General features: G+C 61.1%; 16 protein-coding genes. 3 read left to right on the plus strand and 13 right to left on the minus strand.

Translation table 11 applies throughout. The features are described 5' to 3' along the window. Positions 1-28: 28 nt before the first annotated feature. The 6 genes from V0R37_RS14020 to V0R37_RS14045 form a co-directional block, all read right to left on the minus strand. Complete coding sequence (locus tag V0R37_RS14020; protein ID WP_420375113.1) at positions 29-1,153, minus strand: branched-chain amino acid ABC transporter substrate-binding protein; 1,125 nt, start codon at positions 1,151-1,153, stop codon at positions 29-31. 185 nt (positions 1,154-1,338) lie between these two features. After that, the gene (locus V0R37_RS14025; RefSeq protein ID WP_420375114.1) at positions 1,339-1,860 is read right to left on the minus strand and encodes a Dps family protein; all 522 of its coding nucleotides are present in this window, start codon (positions 1,858-1,860) and stop codon (positions 1,339-1,341) included. A 90-nt stretch (positions 1,861-1,950) separates the two neighbouring features. Beyond that, positions 1,951-2,907: a LysR substrate-binding domain-containing protein gene (locus V0R37_RS14030; protein WP_420375115.1), complete on the minus strand. Its 957-nt coding sequence runs from the start codon at positions 2,905-2,907 to the stop codon at positions 1,951-1,953. A gap of 34 nt (positions 2,908-2,941) precedes the next feature. Next, the gene (gene recG / locus V0R37_RS14035) at positions 2,942-5,005 is read right to left on the minus strand and encodes an ATP-dependent DNA helicase RecG (RefSeq protein WP_420375328.1); all 2,064 of its coding nucleotides are present in this window, start codon (positions 5,003-5,005) and stop codon (positions 2,942-2,944) included. Between the two features lie 38 nt (positions 5,006-5,043). Further along, complete coding sequence (locus V0R37_RS14040) at positions 5,044-5,430, minus strand: Rid family detoxifying hydrolase (protein WP_420375116.1); 387 nt, start codon at positions 5,428-5,430, stop codon at positions 5,044-5,046. A 137-nt stretch (positions 5,431-5,567) separates the two neighbouring features. Next, a complete protein-coding gene (locus V0R37_RS14045; RefSeq protein WP_420375117.1) occupies positions 5,568-6,344 on the minus strand; it encodes a ferredoxin--NADP reductase in 777 nt (258 codons plus the stop codon). A 381-nt stretch (positions 6,345-6,725) separates the two neighbouring features. On the opposite strand from V0R37_RS14045, the gene V0R37_RS14050 reads away from it, so the two are divergent. The 3 genes from V0R37_RS14050 to V0R37_RS14060 all read left to right on the plus strand — a co-directional run bounded on the left by V0R37_RS14050 (position 6,726) and on the right by V0R37_RS14060 (position 10,304). Continuing rightward, complete coding sequence (locus tag V0R37_RS14050) at positions 6,726-7,775, plus strand: Fe(3+) ABC transporter substrate-binding protein (RefSeq protein WP_420375118.1); 1,050 nt, start codon at positions 6,726-6,728, stop codon at positions 7,773-7,775. A gap of 73 nt (positions 7,776-7,848) precedes the next feature. Further along, complete coding sequence (locus tag V0R37_RS14055) at positions 7,849-9,516, plus strand: ABC transporter permease (protein WP_420375119.1); 1,668 nt, start codon at positions 7,849-7,851, stop codon at positions 9,514-9,516. 5 nt (positions 9,517-9,521) lie between these two features. Beyond that, entirely contained in the window at positions 9,522-10,304 is a 783-nt protein-coding gene (locus tag V0R37_RS14060; RefSeq protein ID WP_420375120.1) for an ABC transporter ATP-binding protein, read from the plus strand. Positions 10,305-10,330: 26 nt separating this feature from the next. On the opposite strand, the gene V0R37_RS14065 is transcribed toward V0R37_RS14060, so the two are convergent. The 7 genes from V0R37_RS14065 to V0R37_RS14095 all read right to left on the minus strand — a co-directional run bounded on the left by V0R37_RS14065 (position 10,331) and on the right by V0R37_RS14095 (position 17,963). Beyond that, positions 10,331-10,924, minus strand: a complete 594-nt coding sequence (locus V0R37_RS14065) for an acyloxyacyl hydrolase (RefSeq protein ID WP_420375121.1) — start codon at positions 10,922-10,924, stop codon at positions 10,331-10,333. A gap of 67 nt (positions 10,925-10,991) precedes the next feature. Continuing rightward, the gene (ntrC, locus tag V0R37_RS14070) at positions 10,992-12,467 is read right to left on the minus strand and encodes a nitrogen regulation protein NR(I) (protein ID WP_420375329.1); all 1,476 of its coding nucleotides are present in this window, start codon (positions 12,465-12,467) and stop codon (positions 10,992-10,994) included. Continuing rightward, positions 12,467-13,513, minus strand: coding sequence for a nitrogen regulation protein NR(II) (gene glnL / locus V0R37_RS14075; RefSeq protein WP_420375122.1), 1,047 nt, complete (start codon positions 13,511-13,513; stop codon positions 12,467-12,469). The genes ntrC and glnL overlap by 1 nt, the downstream gene beginning before the upstream one ends. A 49-nt stretch (positions 13,514-13,562) precedes the next feature. Beyond that, positions 13,563-14,975 carry a type I glutamate--ammonia ligase gene (gene glnA, locus V0R37_RS14080; RefSeq protein WP_420375123.1) on the minus strand — a complete coding sequence of 471 codons (1,413 nt, stop codon included), beginning with the start codon at positions 14,973-14,975 and terminating at the stop codon, positions 13,563-13,565. A 187-nt stretch (positions 14,976-15,162) separates the two neighbouring features. Continuing rightward, positions 15,163-16,389: a radical SAM family heme chaperone HemW gene (gene hemW, locus V0R37_RS14085; RefSeq protein ID WP_420375124.1), complete on the minus strand. Its 1,227-nt coding sequence runs from the start codon at positions 16,387-16,389 to the stop codon at positions 15,163-15,165. A 64-nt stretch (positions 16,390-16,453) separates the two neighbouring features. Next, positions 16,454-17,056, minus strand: coding sequence for an RdgB/HAM1 family non-canonical purine NTP pyrophosphatase (gene rdgB / locus V0R37_RS14090; protein WP_420375125.1), 603 nt, complete (start codon positions 17,054-17,056; stop codon positions 16,454-16,456). Continuing rightward, positions 17,049-17,963, minus strand: coding sequence for a LysR family transcriptional regulator (locus V0R37_RS14095; protein WP_420375126.1), 915 nt, complete (start codon positions 17,961-17,963; stop codon positions 17,049-17,051). The genes rdgB and V0R37_RS14095 overlap by 8 nt, the downstream gene beginning before the upstream one ends. Positions 17,964-18,052: the final 89 nt, after the last annotated feature.

An 18,052-nucleotide genomic window follows, 5' to 3' on the forward strand; every position in this document is an offset into this window, starting at 1 on the left:
AGAGCGGCGGAACAGGAGCGAAATCAGCTTATTTGTAAACCGACTTCGACCCATCCTTGTGCCAGGTGAACACGTCGAACTTGAAATCGTTCAGGTCGCCCTGCTTGTTCCAGGAAATCTTCCCGATAGGCGTAGCCACCGAATTCTTGTGCAGATAAGCCGCCACTTTCACCGGATCGTCCGCGCCCGCGCCCTTGATGCCTTCGGCGATCGCCGTCATCGCCGAATAAGCCGTCAGCTGGAACGCCCCGCTGGGATCGCGCTTCTTGTCCTTGAACGCCTTTACGATAGCCGCGTTCGATGGGTCCTTGGTGAAGTCGGCCGGCAGCGTCACCAGCATGCCCTCGACCGAAGCGCCGGCGATGGCATTGATGTCGGGATTACCCACGCCTTCCGGACCCATGAACTTCACTTTCAGGCCCTGCTCCGCGCCCTGGCGCAGCAACAAGCCCATTTCAGGGTGGTAGCCGCCGTAATACACGAAATCGGCGCCCGAGCTTTTCAGTTTGGTGATGACGGCCGAGTAATCGCTGTCGCCGGCATTGATGCCTTCGAACATCGCAACCTTCACGCCCGCCTTCTCCAGCTCGCTCTTGACCGAGCTGGCGATGCCTTGGCCGTACGACTGCTTATCGTGCAGCACCGCGACCAGCTTGGGCTTGATCTTTTCGATGATGAACTTGGCCGCCGCCGGACCTTGCTGATCGTCGCGCCCGATCGTGCGGAAGATCATGTCGTAGTTCTTGCCGTCGGTAACGGCCGGCGACGTTGCCGAGGGCGTGACCATGACCACGCCTTCATTGTTGTAAATGCTGGTGGCGGCAATGGTGGCGCCCGAGCATACGTGCCCGACCACATAATGGATCTTGTCGTTGACCACGCGGTTGGCCACCACCGGACCTTGCTTGGGCTCGCAGCCGTCGTCGATGGTCACGGCTTCAAGCTTCTTGCCCAGCACGCCGCCACCGGCATTGATCTGCTCGATGGCGGTATCCACGCCTTCCTTGACCATCGTTCCGTATTGGGTAAGCGCGCCGGTAAAAGGCCCTGCAATCGCAATCTTGATGGTGTCCGCCGCCATGGCGCCGCTTGACATCAGCATCCCGGCAGCCAGGCCGACAGCGGCCGTTAAGGGGGTAAAACGAATGTTCATATAGCCTCCTGAAAGTACGCAGCAAAGCATACACCGAAAGATTCGCCCATGCCCGCGGTACGCTTCAGGGTTTTCGCTATGGGCGAGGCGAAAAAAAAGCCCCGCCGATCAAACCGATTACGGCATCCGGATGAGGATGCCGCCATATGGATAGGTTTGAAAAACGGGGCTTGGACGCCGGGCGCCTATTGCAACAGGCTGCGCAGCATCCAGGCGTTTTTCTCGTGGATATCCAGCCGTTGCGTGAGCAGGTCGACCGTGGGCTGGTCGTTGACGCCATCGGCCTTCTTCAGTGCGGCGCGCGCCGTCTTGGCGACGGCCTCGTTGCCCTTGACCAGCAGCGCCACCATCTCTTCGGCAGCCGGCACGGATGTCGGCTCGGCAATGGAGGAAAGCTGCGCATACTGGGCATAGGTGCCGGGAGCGAAATGGCCCAGGGCGCGGATGCGCTCGGCGATGCTGTCCAGCGCCTGCCATTGCTCGGTGTACTGCGTCATGAACATGGTGTGCAAGGTGTTGAACTGCGGACCCGTGACGTTCCAGTGAAAATTGTGCGTCATGAGGTAAAGCGTATAGGAATCGGCCAGCATCTTGGATAGCTCGGTCGTGACCGCGGCCCGGTCCCTATCGGAAATGCCGATATCGATAGGCAGCCCCTTGTCGCTGATTTTTGCCGTTTTGTTGGCTGGCTTGCTTGCTTTTGCCATACACACCTCCGAAGAAAAATTGCGATTCGAATGACGTAAGCAGAATACCATGCCGCCATGAAGCCTGCATGACGGCAGGCTTGATTTTCGTCAAGCCGGATCGAGGGCGGCAACCGGCGCGGGATCCAGGTAATCCACCCCTGGCAAATCGCATGCGCGCACCGCGTTGATCAATGCCTCGATGGCGGCCGGGCGCGGAAAGCTCTTGCGCCAGACCAGCACCACGCGCCGGTCGGGAACAGGTTTCTTGAACGGGATATAGGTCAGCAGATTGTTTTCCAGTCCGGGCATGGACAAAGAGCTGGTGGGCAATACCGTGACGCCGATTCCCGCCGCCACCATATGCCTGATGGTCTCCAGCGAAGACCCTTCGAATGTGCGCTGTATGCCTTCGCTGGCGGCGGAAAATCGCGACAGTTCGGGGCACACTTCCAGCACCTGATCGCGGAAACAGTGGCCGGTGCCCAGCAACAGCATGGTCTCGTCCTTCAGGCTGGCCGCGTCGACCTCCTTTCTGTTCGCCCAGGCGTGATTCTTGGGGACGGCGACCAGGAAAGGCTCGTCGTACAGGGGATGCACCATCAGGCCCGACTCGGGCAGCGGCAAGGCCACGATGGCGCAATCGATCTCGCCCTGGCGCAACAGTTCCAACAGGCGAGCCGTGAAATTTTCCTGAAGCAGCAGCGGCATTTGAGGCGTGGCGGCTATCTGGGTGGGAACCAGGCGCGGAAGCAGATATGGCCCTATGGTGTGTATGACCCCTACCCGCAATGGCCCGGCCAGCGGATCGTGCCCCTGGCGCGCGACCTCGCGCAGATTCGCGCTTTCTTCAAGCACGCGCTGGGCCTGGGCCACCACGCGCAACCCGATGGGCGTGATGCCCACCTCGGTGCCGCCGCGCTCGAACAGCACCACGCCCAGTTCGTCCTCCAGCTTGCGTATGGCCACGGACAAGGTGGGCTGGCTGACAAAACAGGCTTCGGCGGCGCGTCCGAAGTGCCTTTCGCGGGCGACCGCCACAATGTATTTCAGCTCGGTCAAAGTCATTGAATATCTCGCAAAAAAATAGGGTGCTGCCGCGCTAGCTGCGCAAATAGTCTTGTTTGTCGCGCATCCAGCGCCGCAGGTGGGCGTGGGCATGCTCCGGGTATTGGTCGCGCAGCTCTTTGACGGCCTGCTGGGCCTGCTCGATGATGCGGGCGTCCGTTTCAATGCTCGCAAAGCGCAGGAGCTCCTGGCCCGACTGCCTTGTGCCCAGGAATTCGCCGGGGCCGCGCATGTCCAGGTCGCGGCGGGCAATTTCAAAACCGTCGCATGTCTCATACATGGCGCGCAATCGCTGGCGCGCAATCGCCGACAGGGGCGACTGGTACATCAGCACGCAAATGGACTGCCGGCTTCCCCGCCCTACCCGGCCGCGCAACTGATGCAACTGCGCAAGGCCGAAGCGTTCGGCGTGCTCGATGATCATGAGCGAGGCATTGGGCACATCAACGCCCACCTCGATCACGGTGGTGGCCACAAGCAGATCTATCTTGCCGGCCCGGAAGTCGTTCATGACTTCCTGCTTGGCCGAGGCCGGCAGCTTGCCGTGCACCAGGCCGACCCGCATGCCCGGCAGCGCCTGGACCAGCCGCACATGGGTATCCACCGCTGTCTGCAATTGCAAGGCCTCGCTTTCTTCGACCAGCGGGCAGACCCAATATGCCTGGCGGCCTTTCCGCACTTCGGCAATCACGCTGCCCAGCACCTCGTCGCGCCGGCCATCGTCGATGAGCTTGGTCAGCACAGGACTGCGTCCCGGCGGCAATTCATCGATGACGGATACGTCCAGATCGGCAAAAAAAGTCATGGCCAGCGTGCGGGGGATGGGGGTGGCGCTCATGTTCAACTGATGCGGAATGTCGGTACCGTGCCCGTCCGGCTCTTCGCCCTTGCGGCTTAACCGCAGCCGTTGACCAACGCCGAAACGGTGCTGCTCGTCGAGTATTGAAAGGCCCAGCCGTGCGAAGACGACTTTGTCCTGGATCAGCGCCTGTGTGCCCACAATAAGCTGCGCCCGCCCCGACTCGATGGAGTCGATGGCGGCCTTGCGCGCCTTGCCGGTCAGGCTGCCGGTTAGCCAAGCCACCTGCACGCCCAGCGGCTGCAGCCAGGAAGACAGCTTCTGAAAATGCTGTTCGGCCAGGATCTCGGTGGGCGCCATGATGGCCACCTGGCTGCCGCTGGAAATTGCCTGCGCCGCGGCAAACGCGGCCACAATGGTCTTGCCGCTGCCGACATCGCCCTGCAACAGGCGGTGCATGGGAAAGCGGCGCGCCAGATCGCCGGATATTTCCTTGATGACGCGGCGCTGGGCGTCGGTCAGGGTGAATGGCAGGCTGGAGTGCAACGCCTGCACCAGTTGGCCATTGCCGCCGTCCAGCGCGCCTGCCCTCTGTCGGCGGCGCGCGGCGCGGGCGGCGGCCAGCGACAGTTGCTGGGCGAGCAGTTCATCGAACTTGATGCGGATCCAGGCCGGATGGCCGCGTTCGATCAGGTCGGCGTAGGAAACGTTGGCGGGAGGATGATGCAGAACGCGGATCGCTTCGGCAAACGGGACCAGCCCGTAGCGCTCGCGAATCTCCGGCGGCAAGGTGTCCGACAGGTCGGCCTGCTGCAAGGCCTTGTCGATGGCCTTGCGCAAGCTGATTTGCGATAGTCCATCGGTCGTTGGGTAGACGGGCGTCAACGCGTTGGGCAGAACCGTGCCCGCCGCCGACACCTTGGGGTGCACCATTTCGTGGCCACCAAAACCGCTACGCACTTCGCCGCGCACACGCACGCGCTTGCCGGCCTCCACCTGCTTTTGCTGGCTGGGATAGAAATTGAGCCAGCGCAGGGCAAGCTGCCCGGTGCCATCCTCGATGATGGCGTGTAGCTGGCGCCGGGGCCTGAACTGCACTTCGCTGCGCACGACCTCGCCCTCGACCTGCGCGGACATGCCGGAGTGTATGGCCGAAATCGGCGCGATGCGCGTTTCATCTTCGTAGCGCAAAGGCAGATGGACGATGAAATCGGAAGGGTCGCGCAAGCCCAGATGCAGCAGCTTGCGCTCCAGCAGCGATGTCGGGCCGCCTGCGGGCGGCTGGGCGGCGGCCTGCATTTTCCTGGTCGATGCCGTGGAAAGCGCCAATAGCGGTCCTAAAGGACTATGACCGCTTCGACTTCGAACTGCGCGCCTTTGGGCAGGCTTGCCACGCCTATGGTCGAGCGTGCCGGATAAGGCTGGGGGATGATGTCGGCCATGATGGCGTTGGCGCTGGCGAACTTGCTAAGATCGGTCAGGAACAGGGTAAGCTTTACGATGCTGTCCAGCGTGCCGCCGGCCGCCTCGATGACCGCCTGCATATTGGCGAACGACTGCCTGACCTGCCCTTCGAAGTTCTCGGATACCAGCTCGCCGGTGCCCGGCTCCAGGCCGATCTGGCCCGACAGGTAGACAGTCTTGCCGGACCCGCAGGCCACGGCTTGCGAATAAGGGCCGACGGCCGCGGGCGCCGCGTCGGTATGGATGATTTGTTTGGCCATAAATAGTTTCTCTGAAAAATATCTAAAAACAACTATCAGAGTTTAATCATCTATAGCTAGAATTAAAAGCCCCCCCTGCCCCAGGCCTTTCGCCGGAGGCCTGATCGCCTGGAATCCGGCCATCCGGCCCAGCTTATCTATTTTTCGACGAAAGCGCGTTCAATGACGTAGTCGCCGGGCTGGCCAACGCCGGCCGACACCACGAAGCCGCGCATGTCAAGCATGCCGCTGACATCGGCCAGCATCTGCGGACTGCCGCAAAGCATGGCGCGATCGATAGCGGGATCAAGCGGCGGCAAGCCTATGTCGGCAAACAGCCTGCCGGTTTCGACCACGTGGGTGATGCGGCCTTCGTTGCGGAACGGCTCGCGCGTGACACTGGGGTAGTAAATCAGCTTGTCGCGGACGACATCGCCGAAATACTCGTTATTGGGCAACTCGTTCTGTATGAAGTCCGAGTAGGCCAGTTCGTTCTTGAAGCGCACGCCGTGAAGCAGCACGATTTTTTCGAAGCGCTCGTAGATATCGGGATCTTTGATGATGCTCATGAAAGGAGCAAGGCCGGTGCCGGTGGCAAACAGGTAAAGATGCTTGCCCGGCTTCAGGTCATCCGCGACCAGCGTTCCGACCGGCTTCTTGCTGACCAGGATGGAGTCGCCCTCTTTCAGGTGCTGCAGGCGCGAGGTCAACGGGCCGTCCTGCACCTTGATGCTCAGGAACTCCAGATTTTCCTCGTAGTTGGCGCTGGCGATGCTGTAGGCGCGCATCAGCGGCTTGCCGTTGACTTCCAGCCCCAGCATGACGAAGTGGCCGTTATGGAAACGCAAGGCGGGATCGCGCGTGGTCTTGAATGAAAACAGGGAATCATTCCAGTGGTGGACGCTAAGAACCTGTTCTGTATTGAAAGCTGCCATGTGTCTATGAAAAGTAGTTGCCCGCGGCATGAAAATAGCGAAACAGCAGGAATGCGGCATCGCACAAGAAGGCATGATTTTAGCCGACCGGGGACGGACCATTCCAAAAGCCCCGCCCTCTTGACGGATATTACGGCACACCTCCGCCATTTCAAGACAGCGGGCCGGCGTTACGCGCATCTTGTTTAAGATAAATCAAATAAAGGAAAAAAAACGATCGACGGCGGCGCAATATCGCTTTATCAGCTGAAATCCAGTTGAATAGTTAGGGATACTCTGCTATCTTTCGCTTATCTATATGAGAATCATTACTATTTATGCATAGTAACCCGATTCTTGGCCAGCAATGAATTCCCTCACCATCCTATCTGGAGATCCCTGATGCGCTCAGTAAAAGAGCTCAAGCCTTTGTTCCGGTCGTTCGCACTGGCGGGCATTGCCGCGTTTTCCACCTTGTCCGCCACGGCATTTGCCGCTGACGTCAGCCTGTACACCACGCGCGAGCCCAAGCTTATACAGCCTCTGCTTGACGAGTTCACCAAAGACACCGGCGTCAAGGTGAATACGGTGTTCGTCAAGGACGGCCTGATCGAGCGCGTCAAGGCCGAAGGCGACAAATCGCCCGCCGATGTCCTCATGACGGTCGATATCGGCAATCTGCTCGACCTGGTCGAAGCCGGCGTCACCCAGCCGGTAAACTCCAAGATCCTGAACGAAACGATACCCGCCAACCTGCGCGGCGCCGACAATCAGTGGTATTCGCTGTCGCTGCGTGATCGGGTGGCCTATGTCGCGAAGGATCTGGACGTCAATGCCATCACCTATGAAGCCCTGGCCGACCCCAAATGGAAGGGCAAGGTCTGCATACGCTCGGGCCAGCATCCTTACAATACCGCGCTCATCGCGGCCATGATCGCCCACAACGGCGCTGAAGCCACGGAAGCCTGGCTGCGCAATGTCAAGAACAACCTGGGCCGCAAGGCGGCCGGCGGCGACCGCGACGTGGCGCGCGATATCCTGGGCGGCATCTGCGATATCGGCATTGCCAATGCCTACTATGTCGGACGCATGAAGAACGCCGAGCCAGGCACCGATGCGCGCAAATGGGGCGACGCCATCAAGGTCGTTCGCCCCACCTTCGCCAATGAAAAAAGCCGCGGCACGCATGTTAATATTTCCGGCGCTTCGGTGGCCAAGCATGCGCCCAACAAGGAAAACGCCGTCAAGCTGCTTGAATACCTGGTATCCGACAAGGCACAAAGCCTGTACGCCAATGCCAACTACGAATACCCGATCAAGCAAGGCGTCAAGCTTGATCCCGTCGTAGCCAGCTTCGGCCCCTTGGTTGTCGATCCCTTGCCATTGACCGAGATCGCCAAGCATCGCAAGCAGGCCAGCGAGCTGGTGGACAAAGTTGGATTCAACAACTGATCCTCTGGTTCTCTCCACTGAAACGCGGGCCCGCCGGCCCGCGTTTTCTCGACTTTTGCAGGAAAATCCGCAGTTGCCTTCCCGTCGTCTACTTTCGTTTGAATCCGGCCTGGGTTGGCGCGTTGCCGCATTTCTGATCGCGCTGTGCGTGATCGCTCCCATTGTGACTTTATGCTGGTACGCCCTGCAGGGATCGCTGGACCATTGGGCGCATCTGCTGAATTTCGTTCTCCCCGTGGCGTTTCGCAACACCGCCCTGCTGCTTGCCGGCGTTGGCGTCCTGGTTGCATGCCTGGGCGTGGGCAGCGCATGGCTGATCACCGCCTACGATTTTCCCACCCGCCGCACGCTGTCCTGGGCGCTCTTGCTGCCGCTGGCGGTACCCACCTATATCGTGGCCTTCGCCTATCTGGACATCCTGCATCCGATCGGACCGGTGCAGACGCTGCTGCGCGACCTGCTGGGCTATGACAGTCCAAGGCAGTTCCGCCTGCCCGACCTGCGTTCGCTGCCCGGAGCCATATTCCTGCTGGGATTCGTGCTTTACCCTTACGTTTACCTTAGCACCCGTGTCATGTTCGCCACTCAGGCCGCCAGCCTGATCGAGGCCGCAAGAGTACTCGGTTCATCCGGCCGCAGCGCCTTTTTCCGCGTCGCCCTGCCGCTGGCGCGGCCGGCCATCGCCGTGGGTGTCAGCCTGGCCTTGCTGGAAACCCTTAACGATATTGGCGCCTCCGAGTTCCTGGGCGTTCAAACCCTGACAGTATCGGTCTATACCACCTGGGTCACGCGTTCCGACCTGGCCGGCGCGGCTCAGATAGCCCTGGCCATGCTGGCCATCGTCGCCGCCCTCATCCTGCTTGAACGGCACGGTCGCCGCCGCCAGCGCTACGCCAGCACCCAGCGCGCGCGGGCCGTCCAGCCTCGAAAACTGCGGGGACCCGCCGCGGCCATCGCCTTTATCCTGGGCTGGCTGCCCATCATCATCGGCTTTGTCGCGCCCGCCGTGTACTTGCTGAACGAAACCATCAAGCATTTCCACACGGTGGGAGCGGTATCCGACCAGTTGCTGCTCAGCGGCTACAACACGGTCAGGATTGCGCTGATTGCCACCCTGGCCACGCTGGCATGCGGACTGATCGTCGCCTGGACCGCCCGGGCCATACGCAACGGCGCGCCATCGCGCCTGCCGAAACTGTTCGCCCGCGTGGCCACGTCCGGCTACGCCATCCCCGGCACCGTCCTGGCCATCGGCTTGCTTATGCCCATCATGCTCATCGACAGCCTGGCCTCATGGCTATGGCAGGCGCTGGGCAACGCCGATCCCGGCCTGCTGTTGATGGGGACCAGCACCGCATTGGTCTGCGCCTACGTGATCCGCTTTCTGGCCATTTCAATCGGCGGCATCGAGGCCGGACTGGCCCGCATCCCTCCTTCCATGGAGCAAGCCGCCCGTCTGCTGGGCGAGACATCCACGGGCACTTTGAAACGCATACATTTGCCCCTGCTGCGGCCCGCGCTGGCGGCAGCCGCCTTGCTGGTCTTCGTCGACACCATGAAAGAACTGCCCGCAACGCTGCTTCTGCGGCCCGTCAATTTCGACACCCTGGCCACCTGGCTTTACGCCGAGGCGGCCAGGGGAACCTATGAAGAAGGCGCCGTGGCGGCGCTGGCCATCGTGCTGGCCGGCCTGCTGCCAGTCATCCTGCTGGCGCGCACCCAATTCAAATCAACCCATTGACCCGAATGTCCGAATTGCTGAAACTGGATCGAATTTCCCTGGCCTACGATACTCCCGAAGGCCTGACCCCCGTCGTGCAGCATCTATCCCTGGATCTAGAAAAGGGCTGCATAGGCTGCCTGCTGGGCGCATCGGGCTGCGGCAAGACGACAGTGCTGCGCGCGATCGCGGGGTTCGAACCGCTTAGAACCGGATCGATCTCCCTGGGCAGCATCACACTGTCGGGCATCGGCAGCCAGGTCGAGCCGGAAAACCGGCATGTGGGCATGATGTTTCAGGACTACGCGCTCTTCCCTCACCTCAGCGTCGAGAAAAACATCGCCTTCGGCCTGCGCAAGTGGGACAAGCAGCGCCGCCGCGATCGTGTGGATGAACTGTTGTCATTGACCGGACTGGAAGAATCCGGCCATCGCTATCCGCATGAGCTGTCCGGTGGGCAGCAGCAGCGCGTGGCGCTGGCACGCGCGCTTGCGCCCGAACCGGAACTGCTGCTGCTGGACGAACCTTTTTCCAACCTGGATGTGGATACGCGCGAACGGCTGGCATTCGAAGTACGCGACATTCTCAAGAAAACCGGCCACACGGCGCTGTTGGTCACCCACAACCAGGCCGAAGCGTTCGCGATTGCCGACCGGATAGGCATTATGCAAAATGGCGACATCGTGCAGTGGGATACTCCCTACAATCTTCACCACAAGCCGGCCAGCGCCTTCGTGTCCGACTTCATCAAGCGCGAAGCATTGATGGCGCAACGCGCCCAGGCCTATCTGCGTGGTGAAGCCGGTTAAGGGCTCCCCGCGGGGCCTTATCGCCCTCAGTATCGATAGGTATAGGTAAGCTGCAGCATGTCCAGCCCTGGATTCGGCTTCTTCAATCCGGCGTTGGAGAAATGCGAATAGCGCAAGCCTATCCGATGCGCGTCGTTTATCAGGACGCCCACCCCGGCATGGTTTCCAAATTGAAAGGCGGAACCCAGATCCCGTCCCGCAAAGTGCGTGCGGCTCAGTCCGGTGACGCCCACGCCGATTTCGGCATAGAAGAATTCCGTCGGCCACCAGCGCAGCATCGGCGTCGCGCTTAACTGCCACATCGAGTCCGGGTGCCCGCTTTGAGCGTCCCAATACGATATGCCCAGCTCGGCCCCAAGATCCAAGCGGCCCCACCTGCCCGATGGACTGCTCCACCATGACGGCGTCTCGTACATCAGGCCTATCTTTCGATAATCGCTGTTATAGCCCAGCCGCAATCCCCAGGCGCCTGAAGGCGATTGCACTGGGGGCGCGGCCGCCGTCCCGGGTGCGCCGACCGGTTGCGCAAATACGGCGCCGCCGCCCATAAAGCAAGCGCCGAACACTAGCAGGAAAGCATGGACGCAAAAGGACACTGTACTGCCGGACGGACGGGTCATATGGACTCCCTTTATTGCCAAGGACAGCCCCAAGAAGCAATATCCATGCCCAGCGCACGGCGCTATCCTATCTATCCTCTGTCTCGTTCAGCCCCAATTCCGCGCATTTGCGGGTCAGCGTATTGCGCCCTATGCCCAGCCGCTGCGCGGCTTCCATGCGCCGGCCCCGACTGTAGCCCAGGGCCGTTTCCAGCAATGCACGTTCGAAATCGCGCGTCAGCGTTGCCATGACGGCCGGCTCGTTGCGCAGCAGCCTTGCCTGGGCTTCCTGCGCCAGCATATCCAGCCAGGATTCGGACCGTGCCGTACCGTCCGGCTGGATGCCTGCGTCTTCCGACTGGGGCTCGGGCGTACCGGAATCGGCCTCGCCTTCGGTCTCGGCCAGCACCTCTGGCGGCAGATCCTTGGCCTCGACCACTTGGCTCGACGACATCACCGTCAGCCATTGGCAAAAGTTCTCCAACTGGCGGATATTGCCCGGGTAGTCGAAGGCGCCGAGCATGCGCATGGCATCCGGCGCGACGCGGCGCACCGGCACACCCAGATCGTTGGCGCTGTTCTGCATGAACAATTGGACCAGCGCCGGTATGTCTTCCTTGCGCTCGCGCAGCGGCGGCAGGCGCAGGCGTATGACATTCAAACGATGGAAAAGGTCTTCGCGGAACCGCCCTTCCGCCACCCGCTGTTCCAGCGGCTGATGCGTTGCGGCCACAATACGCACATCGGCGTGTATGGCCTGGGAGCCGCCCACCCGGTAAAAACTGCCTTCGGCCAGGACGCGCAACAGCCTGGTCTGGAGCTCGAAGGGCATATCGCCGATCTCATCCAGGAAAAGCGTGCCATTGCGGGCCTCTTCGAAACGTCCACGGCGCTGCTGCGTGGCCCCCGTAAACGCGCCGCGCTCATGGCCGAACAATTCGGCCTCGAGCAAGTCTTTCGGTATGGCTGCCGCATTGAGGGCGACAAAAGGCCCGCTCGCCCGCGTGCTGTGCTCGTGCAGGGCGCGCGCGATCAGCTCCTTGCCCGTTCCCGACTCGCCGGTGATCAGCACCGTTACGCTGGATGCGGCCAGGCGCCCTATGGCGCGAAAGACTTCCTGCATGGCCGGCGAGGACGACTGCACCATGATGCGTCCGGCGCTGGGCGGCTCGGTAGACAGATCCTCGTCCAAGGATTCCCGAGGGCTGGTTTGCGCGGCACGCTGCACCAGAGCCACGGCGGCATTCACATCGAAAGGCTTGGGCAAATAGTCGAACGCGCCTTTCTGAAAGGCGGCCACGGTGCTGTTCAGATCGGTGAATGCCGTCATGACGATGACGGGCAGATCGGGATGATCCTGCTTGATGCGATGCAAAAGGCTTAGGCCATCCTGCCCGGGCATGCGCACGTCGGTCAGCAGCACGGAAGGCAGCGTATCCCGCAACGCTTCCAGCGCATCGGCGGCCGAGGCGAAGCTCTGGGCCGGAATGGCGACCCGCGCCAGCGCTTTTTCAAGCACCCATCGTATGCTCTGGTCGTCGTCGACTATCCATACCGGTTTCATCATTGCTCCAAGGGCAGGATCATGCGGAACTCCGTGTGTCCCGCCTGCGAATCGAACTCCACGATGCCGCCATGCTGCTGGACGAAATCTTGCGCGAGGCTCAGGCCCAGGCCCGTTCCGCTGGCGCGGCCCGTAACCAGGGGATGGAAAATCTTGTCATGCAACAGCGGCGGCACACCCGGACCGTTGTCGATTATGGATACGACCACGCCCAGTTTTGCCTGGTATGCCGCCAACAGCAGCTGCCGCCCTATGCGCGTGCGCAGCACCAAGCGCGCGGATCCCTGGGGCGGCGTTTCCGTCAAGGCCTGCGCGGCATTGCGCACCATGTTCAGCAAGGCCTGCAACAAGCGCTCGAAATCGCCGTTCAAATCCGGCACGGATGCGTCATAGTCTCGAATGAAATCGATCCTGGGAAACTCCGCTCCGACCAGCCGGTATACCCGTTCGCAAATTTCATGAATATTGAACGCGGTTTTTCGCAAGGTCTCGCCCTGCGGCGCGATCAGGCGGTCCACCAGACCGGCCAGGCGGTCCGCCTCGGCGATGATGACCTGCGTATATTCATGCAAGGCGCCGGGGCCCAGCTCGACATCCAGCAATTGCGCCGCCCCGCGTATCCCGCCCAAGGGGTTCTTGACCTCGTGGGCAAGATTGCGCAGGGACTCCCGTTGCGCGGTCAATTCCTTGCTTAATTGCTGATGTCTGTCCAGCAGGATGTGATGTTCGATGACGCGCACCTCCAGCAAGGCCGCCCAGGGCTGCCTGTGCAAAGGCACGATGGCCAGGCTTACCGCAACCTGGTCGCCCCGGCGATCAATCACCAGATCCTGGCGCAGTATTCCAAACTTGCCGTCGATGGCGTCGGGCAAGCGCTCGGCCAGCGCCGGATCTTCGCCGAAAAGGGCGTGAATCCGCTGTCCGGCCAATTGCCTGCGCGAGACGCTGAACAATTCTTCCGCCGCCGTATTGGCGTGCTCCACCCTGGCCTGGCCGTCCAGCAGCAGGACGGCGGTCGAGAGCAGATCGTAACTGGCTACGTCCATGATTCTTCCGGATTTTGCCAAGGGCGGCCCCGCGGCCGCCCCTCGCCCATTACAGGCTGTAGTACATATCGAACTCGACCGGATGAGTCGTCATGCGCAAGCGCGTGATCTCGGCCATCTTCAGTTCAATATACGCATCCAGCATGTCGTTGCTGAAAACACCGCCACGGGTCAGGAATTCGCGATCGGCGTCCAGCGCGGCAATGGCCTCTTCCAACGAAGCGCAGACCGTCGGGATCTTCGCGTCTTCTTCGGGCGGCAGGTCGTACAGATTCTTGTCGGCGGGATCGCCGGGGTGGATCTTGTTCTGCACGCCGTCCAGGCCGGCCATCATCAAGGCCGAGAAAGCCAGGTAAGGATTGGCCAGCGGATCGGGGAAGCGGGCCTCGACGCGGCGGCCCTTGGGGCTGCCGACATACGGAATGCGTATGGATGCGGAGCGGTTGCGCGCCGAGTAGGCCAGCTTCACGGGAGCCTCGAAGTGAGGCACCAGGCGCTTGTACGAGTTGGTGCCCGGATTGGTGATGGCGTTCAAGGCCTTGGCGTGTTTGATGATGCCGCCGATGTAATACAGGGCGAACTCGGACAGGCCGGCATAGCCATTACCCGCAAACAGGTTTTGTCCGTCTTTCCAGATGGACTGGTGCACATGCATGCCCGAGCCGTTGTCGCCGACGATGGGCTTGGGCATGAAGGTGGCCGTCTTGCCGTATACGTGGGCCACATTGTGCACGGTGTATTTCAGGATCTGGTTCCAGTCGGCGCGCTCGACCAGGGTGCTGAACTTGGTGCCGATTTCAAGCTGGCCCTGGCCCGCCACTTCATGGTGGTGGACCTCGACCGGAACGCCTTGCTGCTCCAGCAGCAGGCACATTTCCGAACGCATGTCCTGGAAACCGTCGACCGGCGATACCGGCACATAGCCGCCCTTGACGCCCGGACGATGGCCCAGGTTGCCGCCTTCGAGCTCCAGGCCGCGCGACCAGGGAGCTTCTTCGGATTTGATCTTCACGAAGCAGCCCGACATGTCGTCGTTCCAGGTGATTCCGTCAAAAACGAAGAATTCCGGTTCCGGACCGAAATAAGCCGTATCGCCCAAGCCGCTGGACTTCAGATAGGCCTCGGCGCGCTTGGCCAGCGAACGGGGGTCGCGGTCATAGCCCTTGAGATCGGAGGGCTCGACCACGTCGCAGGTCAGGTTCAGCGTGGTCTCTTCGCGGAAGGGATCCATACGCGCGGAGCCCGCATCGGGAATCAGGACCATGTCCGACGCTTCGATGCCTTTCCATCCCGCGATCGACGAACCGTCAAACGCCACACCCGTCTCAAGTTTTTCTTCGTCGACCGTATGAGCGGGAACGGTCAAATGGTGTTCTTTGCCCAGGGTATCGGTAAAGCGGAAGTCCACAAAAGTGACTTCGCGTTCTGCAATGAGTTTGACTACTTCTTCGGGGGTGGGCATATAGGTGGCTCCTGAACCAATGAAATCAGAAAGAGAGTAAAACAACACACGTTTACGCAATAAGCGTGCCAGCATTTAACAAGGCATGGCGACAAATAGAGAGAGTCAGGGCAACGATCATTCACCATTATGGGGCAATTTGCACCTTATTGGTGCAAATTTTAGTGCGTGACGGCTTGATGAGCCTTTAATCCAGAAACTCCGACAGCAGATCATTCAAAAACTCCCAGCCCCGGGGTGTGGCTTGGAGCCTGGCGGGATCGGGTTCCAGCAGACCCTTGGCAACCGCCCTTTCGATAGCGGGCGCTACGGCCAAAATGGATTGACCGGTGCGTTCAATGAAGCTGCTGCGCTCCACCCCCGACTTCAGGCGCAGGGCATTCAGCATGAACTCGAAGCCCAGCTCCTTCCATTGGACCTCGCGGTCTTCCGCCAGATGGCTGCCATCCCGCCTAAGGGCCTTTTCCATCCAGGAGGCCGGATTCTTCAAGCGGGCCTGACGGACGATACGATCGTGGAAGGACAGCTTTCCGTGGGCTCCCGGACCGATGCCCAGATAATCGCCGAATTCCCAATAGTTCAGATTATGGCGGCAGCGTTCGCCCGGCCGTGCATAGGCCGATACCTCGTAACGCTCCCACCCCCCCGCTTCGGTCGCCTGGGTGATCAGGTCCTGCATCGCGGCGCTTGAATCGTCGTCGGGAAGCGCTGGCGGGTACTTGGCAAAAACCGTGTTCGGTTCCAGGGTCAGGTGGTACAGGGACAAGTGACCGGTCTGGAAAGACATGGCCTGACGCAGATCGTCTCCGCAAGCTTCCAGCGACTGTCCTGGCAAGGCATACATCAGGTCCAGGTTCACACGCGGAACCGAGCGCTGTGCAAATTCTATGGCGGCGCGCGCCTGGCGCGCATCGTGGATCCGGCCCAGGGACTTCAAGGCGCGATCGTCAAAACTCTGTATGCCCAGTGAAATGCGGTTGACGCCGCTGGCCGCATAATCGGCGAAACGGCCCGCCTCGGCCGTTCCCGGATTGGCTTCCAGGGTCACCTCGGCATCGGGCAGCAGGTTCAGATAGGCCCGAAACATGGCCAGCATCCGATCCAGGGCGCCCGCCGACAGCAGGCTGGGCGTGCCGCCGCCGATGAAAACCGATATGACCTGCCGGCCCCAGATCAGCGGCAAAGCCTGCTCCAGGTCCGCCTGCAAGGCATCCAGGTATTCCTGCTCGGGCAGGTCCTGGCCCAGCTCATGCGAATTGAAGTCGCAATAAGGACACTTGCGCACGCACCAGGGCACATGGACATAAAGGGACAAGGGCGGCAGGCTGGAAAGTATGGTTCGGCCGCCGGGGCCGGCCGGGACTACGCCGGGCTTCCTGGCAGGGGCCGTTGCGGAAGTATCAATAGGCTGCACGGAATTTATCCTGGAAAATCAAGCCCCGCCGGTAAACCCGCGGGCGGCCGTGGATGGCCGGTTTTTAAGGCTGGCGGCTGCGCAGGGCCTGCAGCAAGGCCGTCAGGGCCTGGGCGCGATGGCTTAGCGCGTTCTTTTGGTCGGGCGACAGTTCGGCAACCGTCTTCCCCAGCGCAGGCAGATGGAAATGCGGATCGTAGCCGAAGCCGTTGCCGCCGCGCGCCTCGTCGACAATGATGCCGTCCCAACTGCCCTCCGCGATGATGGGCCGGGGGTCGTCCGCCGATTCGACGTAAACCAGTACAGCCACGTAACAGGCCGATCGATCCTCAGCTTCCGCCAGTTGCGCAAGAAGATGGCGATTATTGGCTGCATCGGATTTCTCACCGCCGGCCAGCGATGCATAGCGGGCCGAGAAAACCCCGGGTGCGCCGCCAAGCGCATGCACGCACAAGCCAGAGTCGTCGGCCAATGCCGGCAAGCCGGTCTGCCGGCTGGCATGCCGCGCCTTGGCCAGCGCATTTTCCACAAAAGTGGCGTAGGGTTCGTCGGCCTCGGCCACGCCCAGTTCCCCCTGGGGAACCATGCTTATATCGGCTTGCGCAAGAATGGCGGAAAACTCCCTGAGCTTGCCCGCGTTATTGGAAGCCAGTACCACTTTAGTCATGTTTCTGTCCTTCTGCGGCGTCCTTGACCAGCAAGGAAACCAGTTCCTTGGCGAACACCGGTAATTTGTCGAATTGCCGCACGCAAATATGCAGCCGCCGCAACGCCCACGAATCGTTCAAGGAAACAATCTTCAGGGGCATCTCTTTTACATAGCGGCGGGCGGCCGATTCTGGGATGACGCCTATGCCGACATGGGCGGCAATCATGCGGCAAGCGGCCTCGAAGTTGCTGACCTCGACGCGAAAGCGGAGCACCCTGCCCAGGTCGTCCGCGGCCTGCAATAAAAACGCATGGATGGCGCTGGTCTCGGACAGGCCGACGTAGTCGTAGGAAAGCGTATTGTCGAAATCGACGGCCTCTCCCTCGGCCAGGGGATGATCCTTATGCGTGACCAGCACCAGGCGGTCGCTGCGGTAAGGAAGGAATTCAATGTTCTCGCCGCCGCCCGCCTGCGCGGTGATGCCGATGTCGGCGGATCCGTCCGCCACCGCCTTGACCACCAGATAGCTCAGCCGTTCGCGCAGCTCGACATTGACGTCGCGGTGCGCGCCCAGGTACAAGGCCAGGATGTTGGGCATGAATTCATTCATGGCGGTGGTGTTGGCGTACACCCTGACGCGGCCTTTGACCCCGCTGGCGTATTCCTGGATGTCGCCGCGCAGGTGCTCCAGCTGGCGCAGGACGATGCGCGCATGCCGTACGAAGGCCTCGCCCGAGGGTGTCAGGGTAACCCCCTGGCTGTTGCGATAAAAAAGAGCCGTGCCCAGATGGGCTTCCAGGTTCTTGACCCGGTTGCTGGCGGCCGGCAGCGACAAGAATGAGCGTTCGGCGCCGCGAGTCATGCTTTGCGCGGTGGCGACATTCACCATCAACTGCATATCCGTTAAATCAAAATGCATCGCCATGCGGACATTCTCTTCAAAATTGGCAAACCCCCGCTTAAGCAAGCAATAATTGGCAAGCCTCCAGCGTTCAGGCAAAGTAATGGCTATTG

Source organism: Pollutimonas rozaliensis (assembly GCF_048751585.1).
Taxonomy (GTDB): domain Bacteria; phylum Pseudomonadota; class Gammaproteobacteria; order Burkholderiales; family Burkholderiaceae_B.

Excerpts from the sequence above, each read along its gene's own strand:
- ntrC (WP_420375329.1), bottom strand. The coding sequence starts at position 12,467 with ATGAAACCGGTATGGATAGTCGACGACGACCAGAGCATACGATGGGTG.
- V0R37_RS14045 (WP_420375117.1), bottom strand. The coding sequence starts at position 6,344 with ATGGCAGCTTTCAATACAGAACAGGTTCTTAGCGTCCACCACTGGAAT.
- glnA (WP_420375123.1), bottom strand. The coding sequence starts at position 14,975 with ATGCCCACCCCCGAAGAAGTAGTCAAACTCATTGCAGAACGCGAAGTC.
- V0R37_RS14060 (WP_420375120.1), top strand. The coding sequence starts at position 9,522 with ATGTCCGAATTGCTGAAACTGGATCGAATTTCCCTGGCCTACGATACT.
- V0R37_RS14025 (WP_420375114.1), bottom strand. The coding sequence starts at position 1,860 with ATGGCAAAAGCAAGCAAGCCAGCCAACAAAACGGCAAAAATCAGCGAC.
- V0R37_RS14095 (WP_420375126.1), bottom strand. The coding sequence starts at position 17,963 with ATGGCGATGCATTTTGATTTAACGGATATGCAGTTGATGGTGAATGTC.
- V0R37_RS14065 (WP_420375121.1), bottom strand. The coding sequence starts at position 10,924 with ATGACCCGTCCGTCCGGCAGTACAGTGTCCTTTTGCGTCCATGCTTTC.
- V0R37_RS14030 (WP_420375115.1), bottom strand. The coding sequence starts at position 2,907 with ATGACTTTGACCGAGCTGAAATACATTGTGGCGGTCGCCCGCGAAAGG.
- rdgB (WP_420375125.1), bottom strand. The coding sequence starts at position 17,056 with ATGACTAAAGTGGTACTGGCTTCCAATAACGCGGGCAAGCTCAGGGAG.
- recG (WP_420375328.1), bottom strand. The coding sequence starts at position 5,005 with ATGCAGGCCGCCGCCCAGCCGCCCGCAGGCGGCCCGACATCGCTGCTG.
- V0R37_RS14040 (WP_420375116.1), bottom strand. The coding sequence starts at position 5,430 with ATGGCCAAACAAATCATCCATACCGACGCGGCGCCCGCGGCCGTCGGC.
- V0R37_RS14020 (WP_420375113.1), bottom strand. The coding sequence starts at position 1,153 with ATGAACATTCGTTTTACCCCCTTAACGGCCGCTGTCGGCCTGGCTGCC.
- glnL (WP_420375122.1), bottom strand. The coding sequence starts at position 13,513 with ATGGACGTAGCCAGTTACGATCTGCTCTCGACCGCCGTCCTGCTGCTG.
- V0R37_RS14050 (WP_420375118.1), top strand. The coding sequence starts at position 6,726 with ATGCGCTCAGTAAAAGAGCTCAAGCCTTTGTTCCGGTCGTTCGCACTG.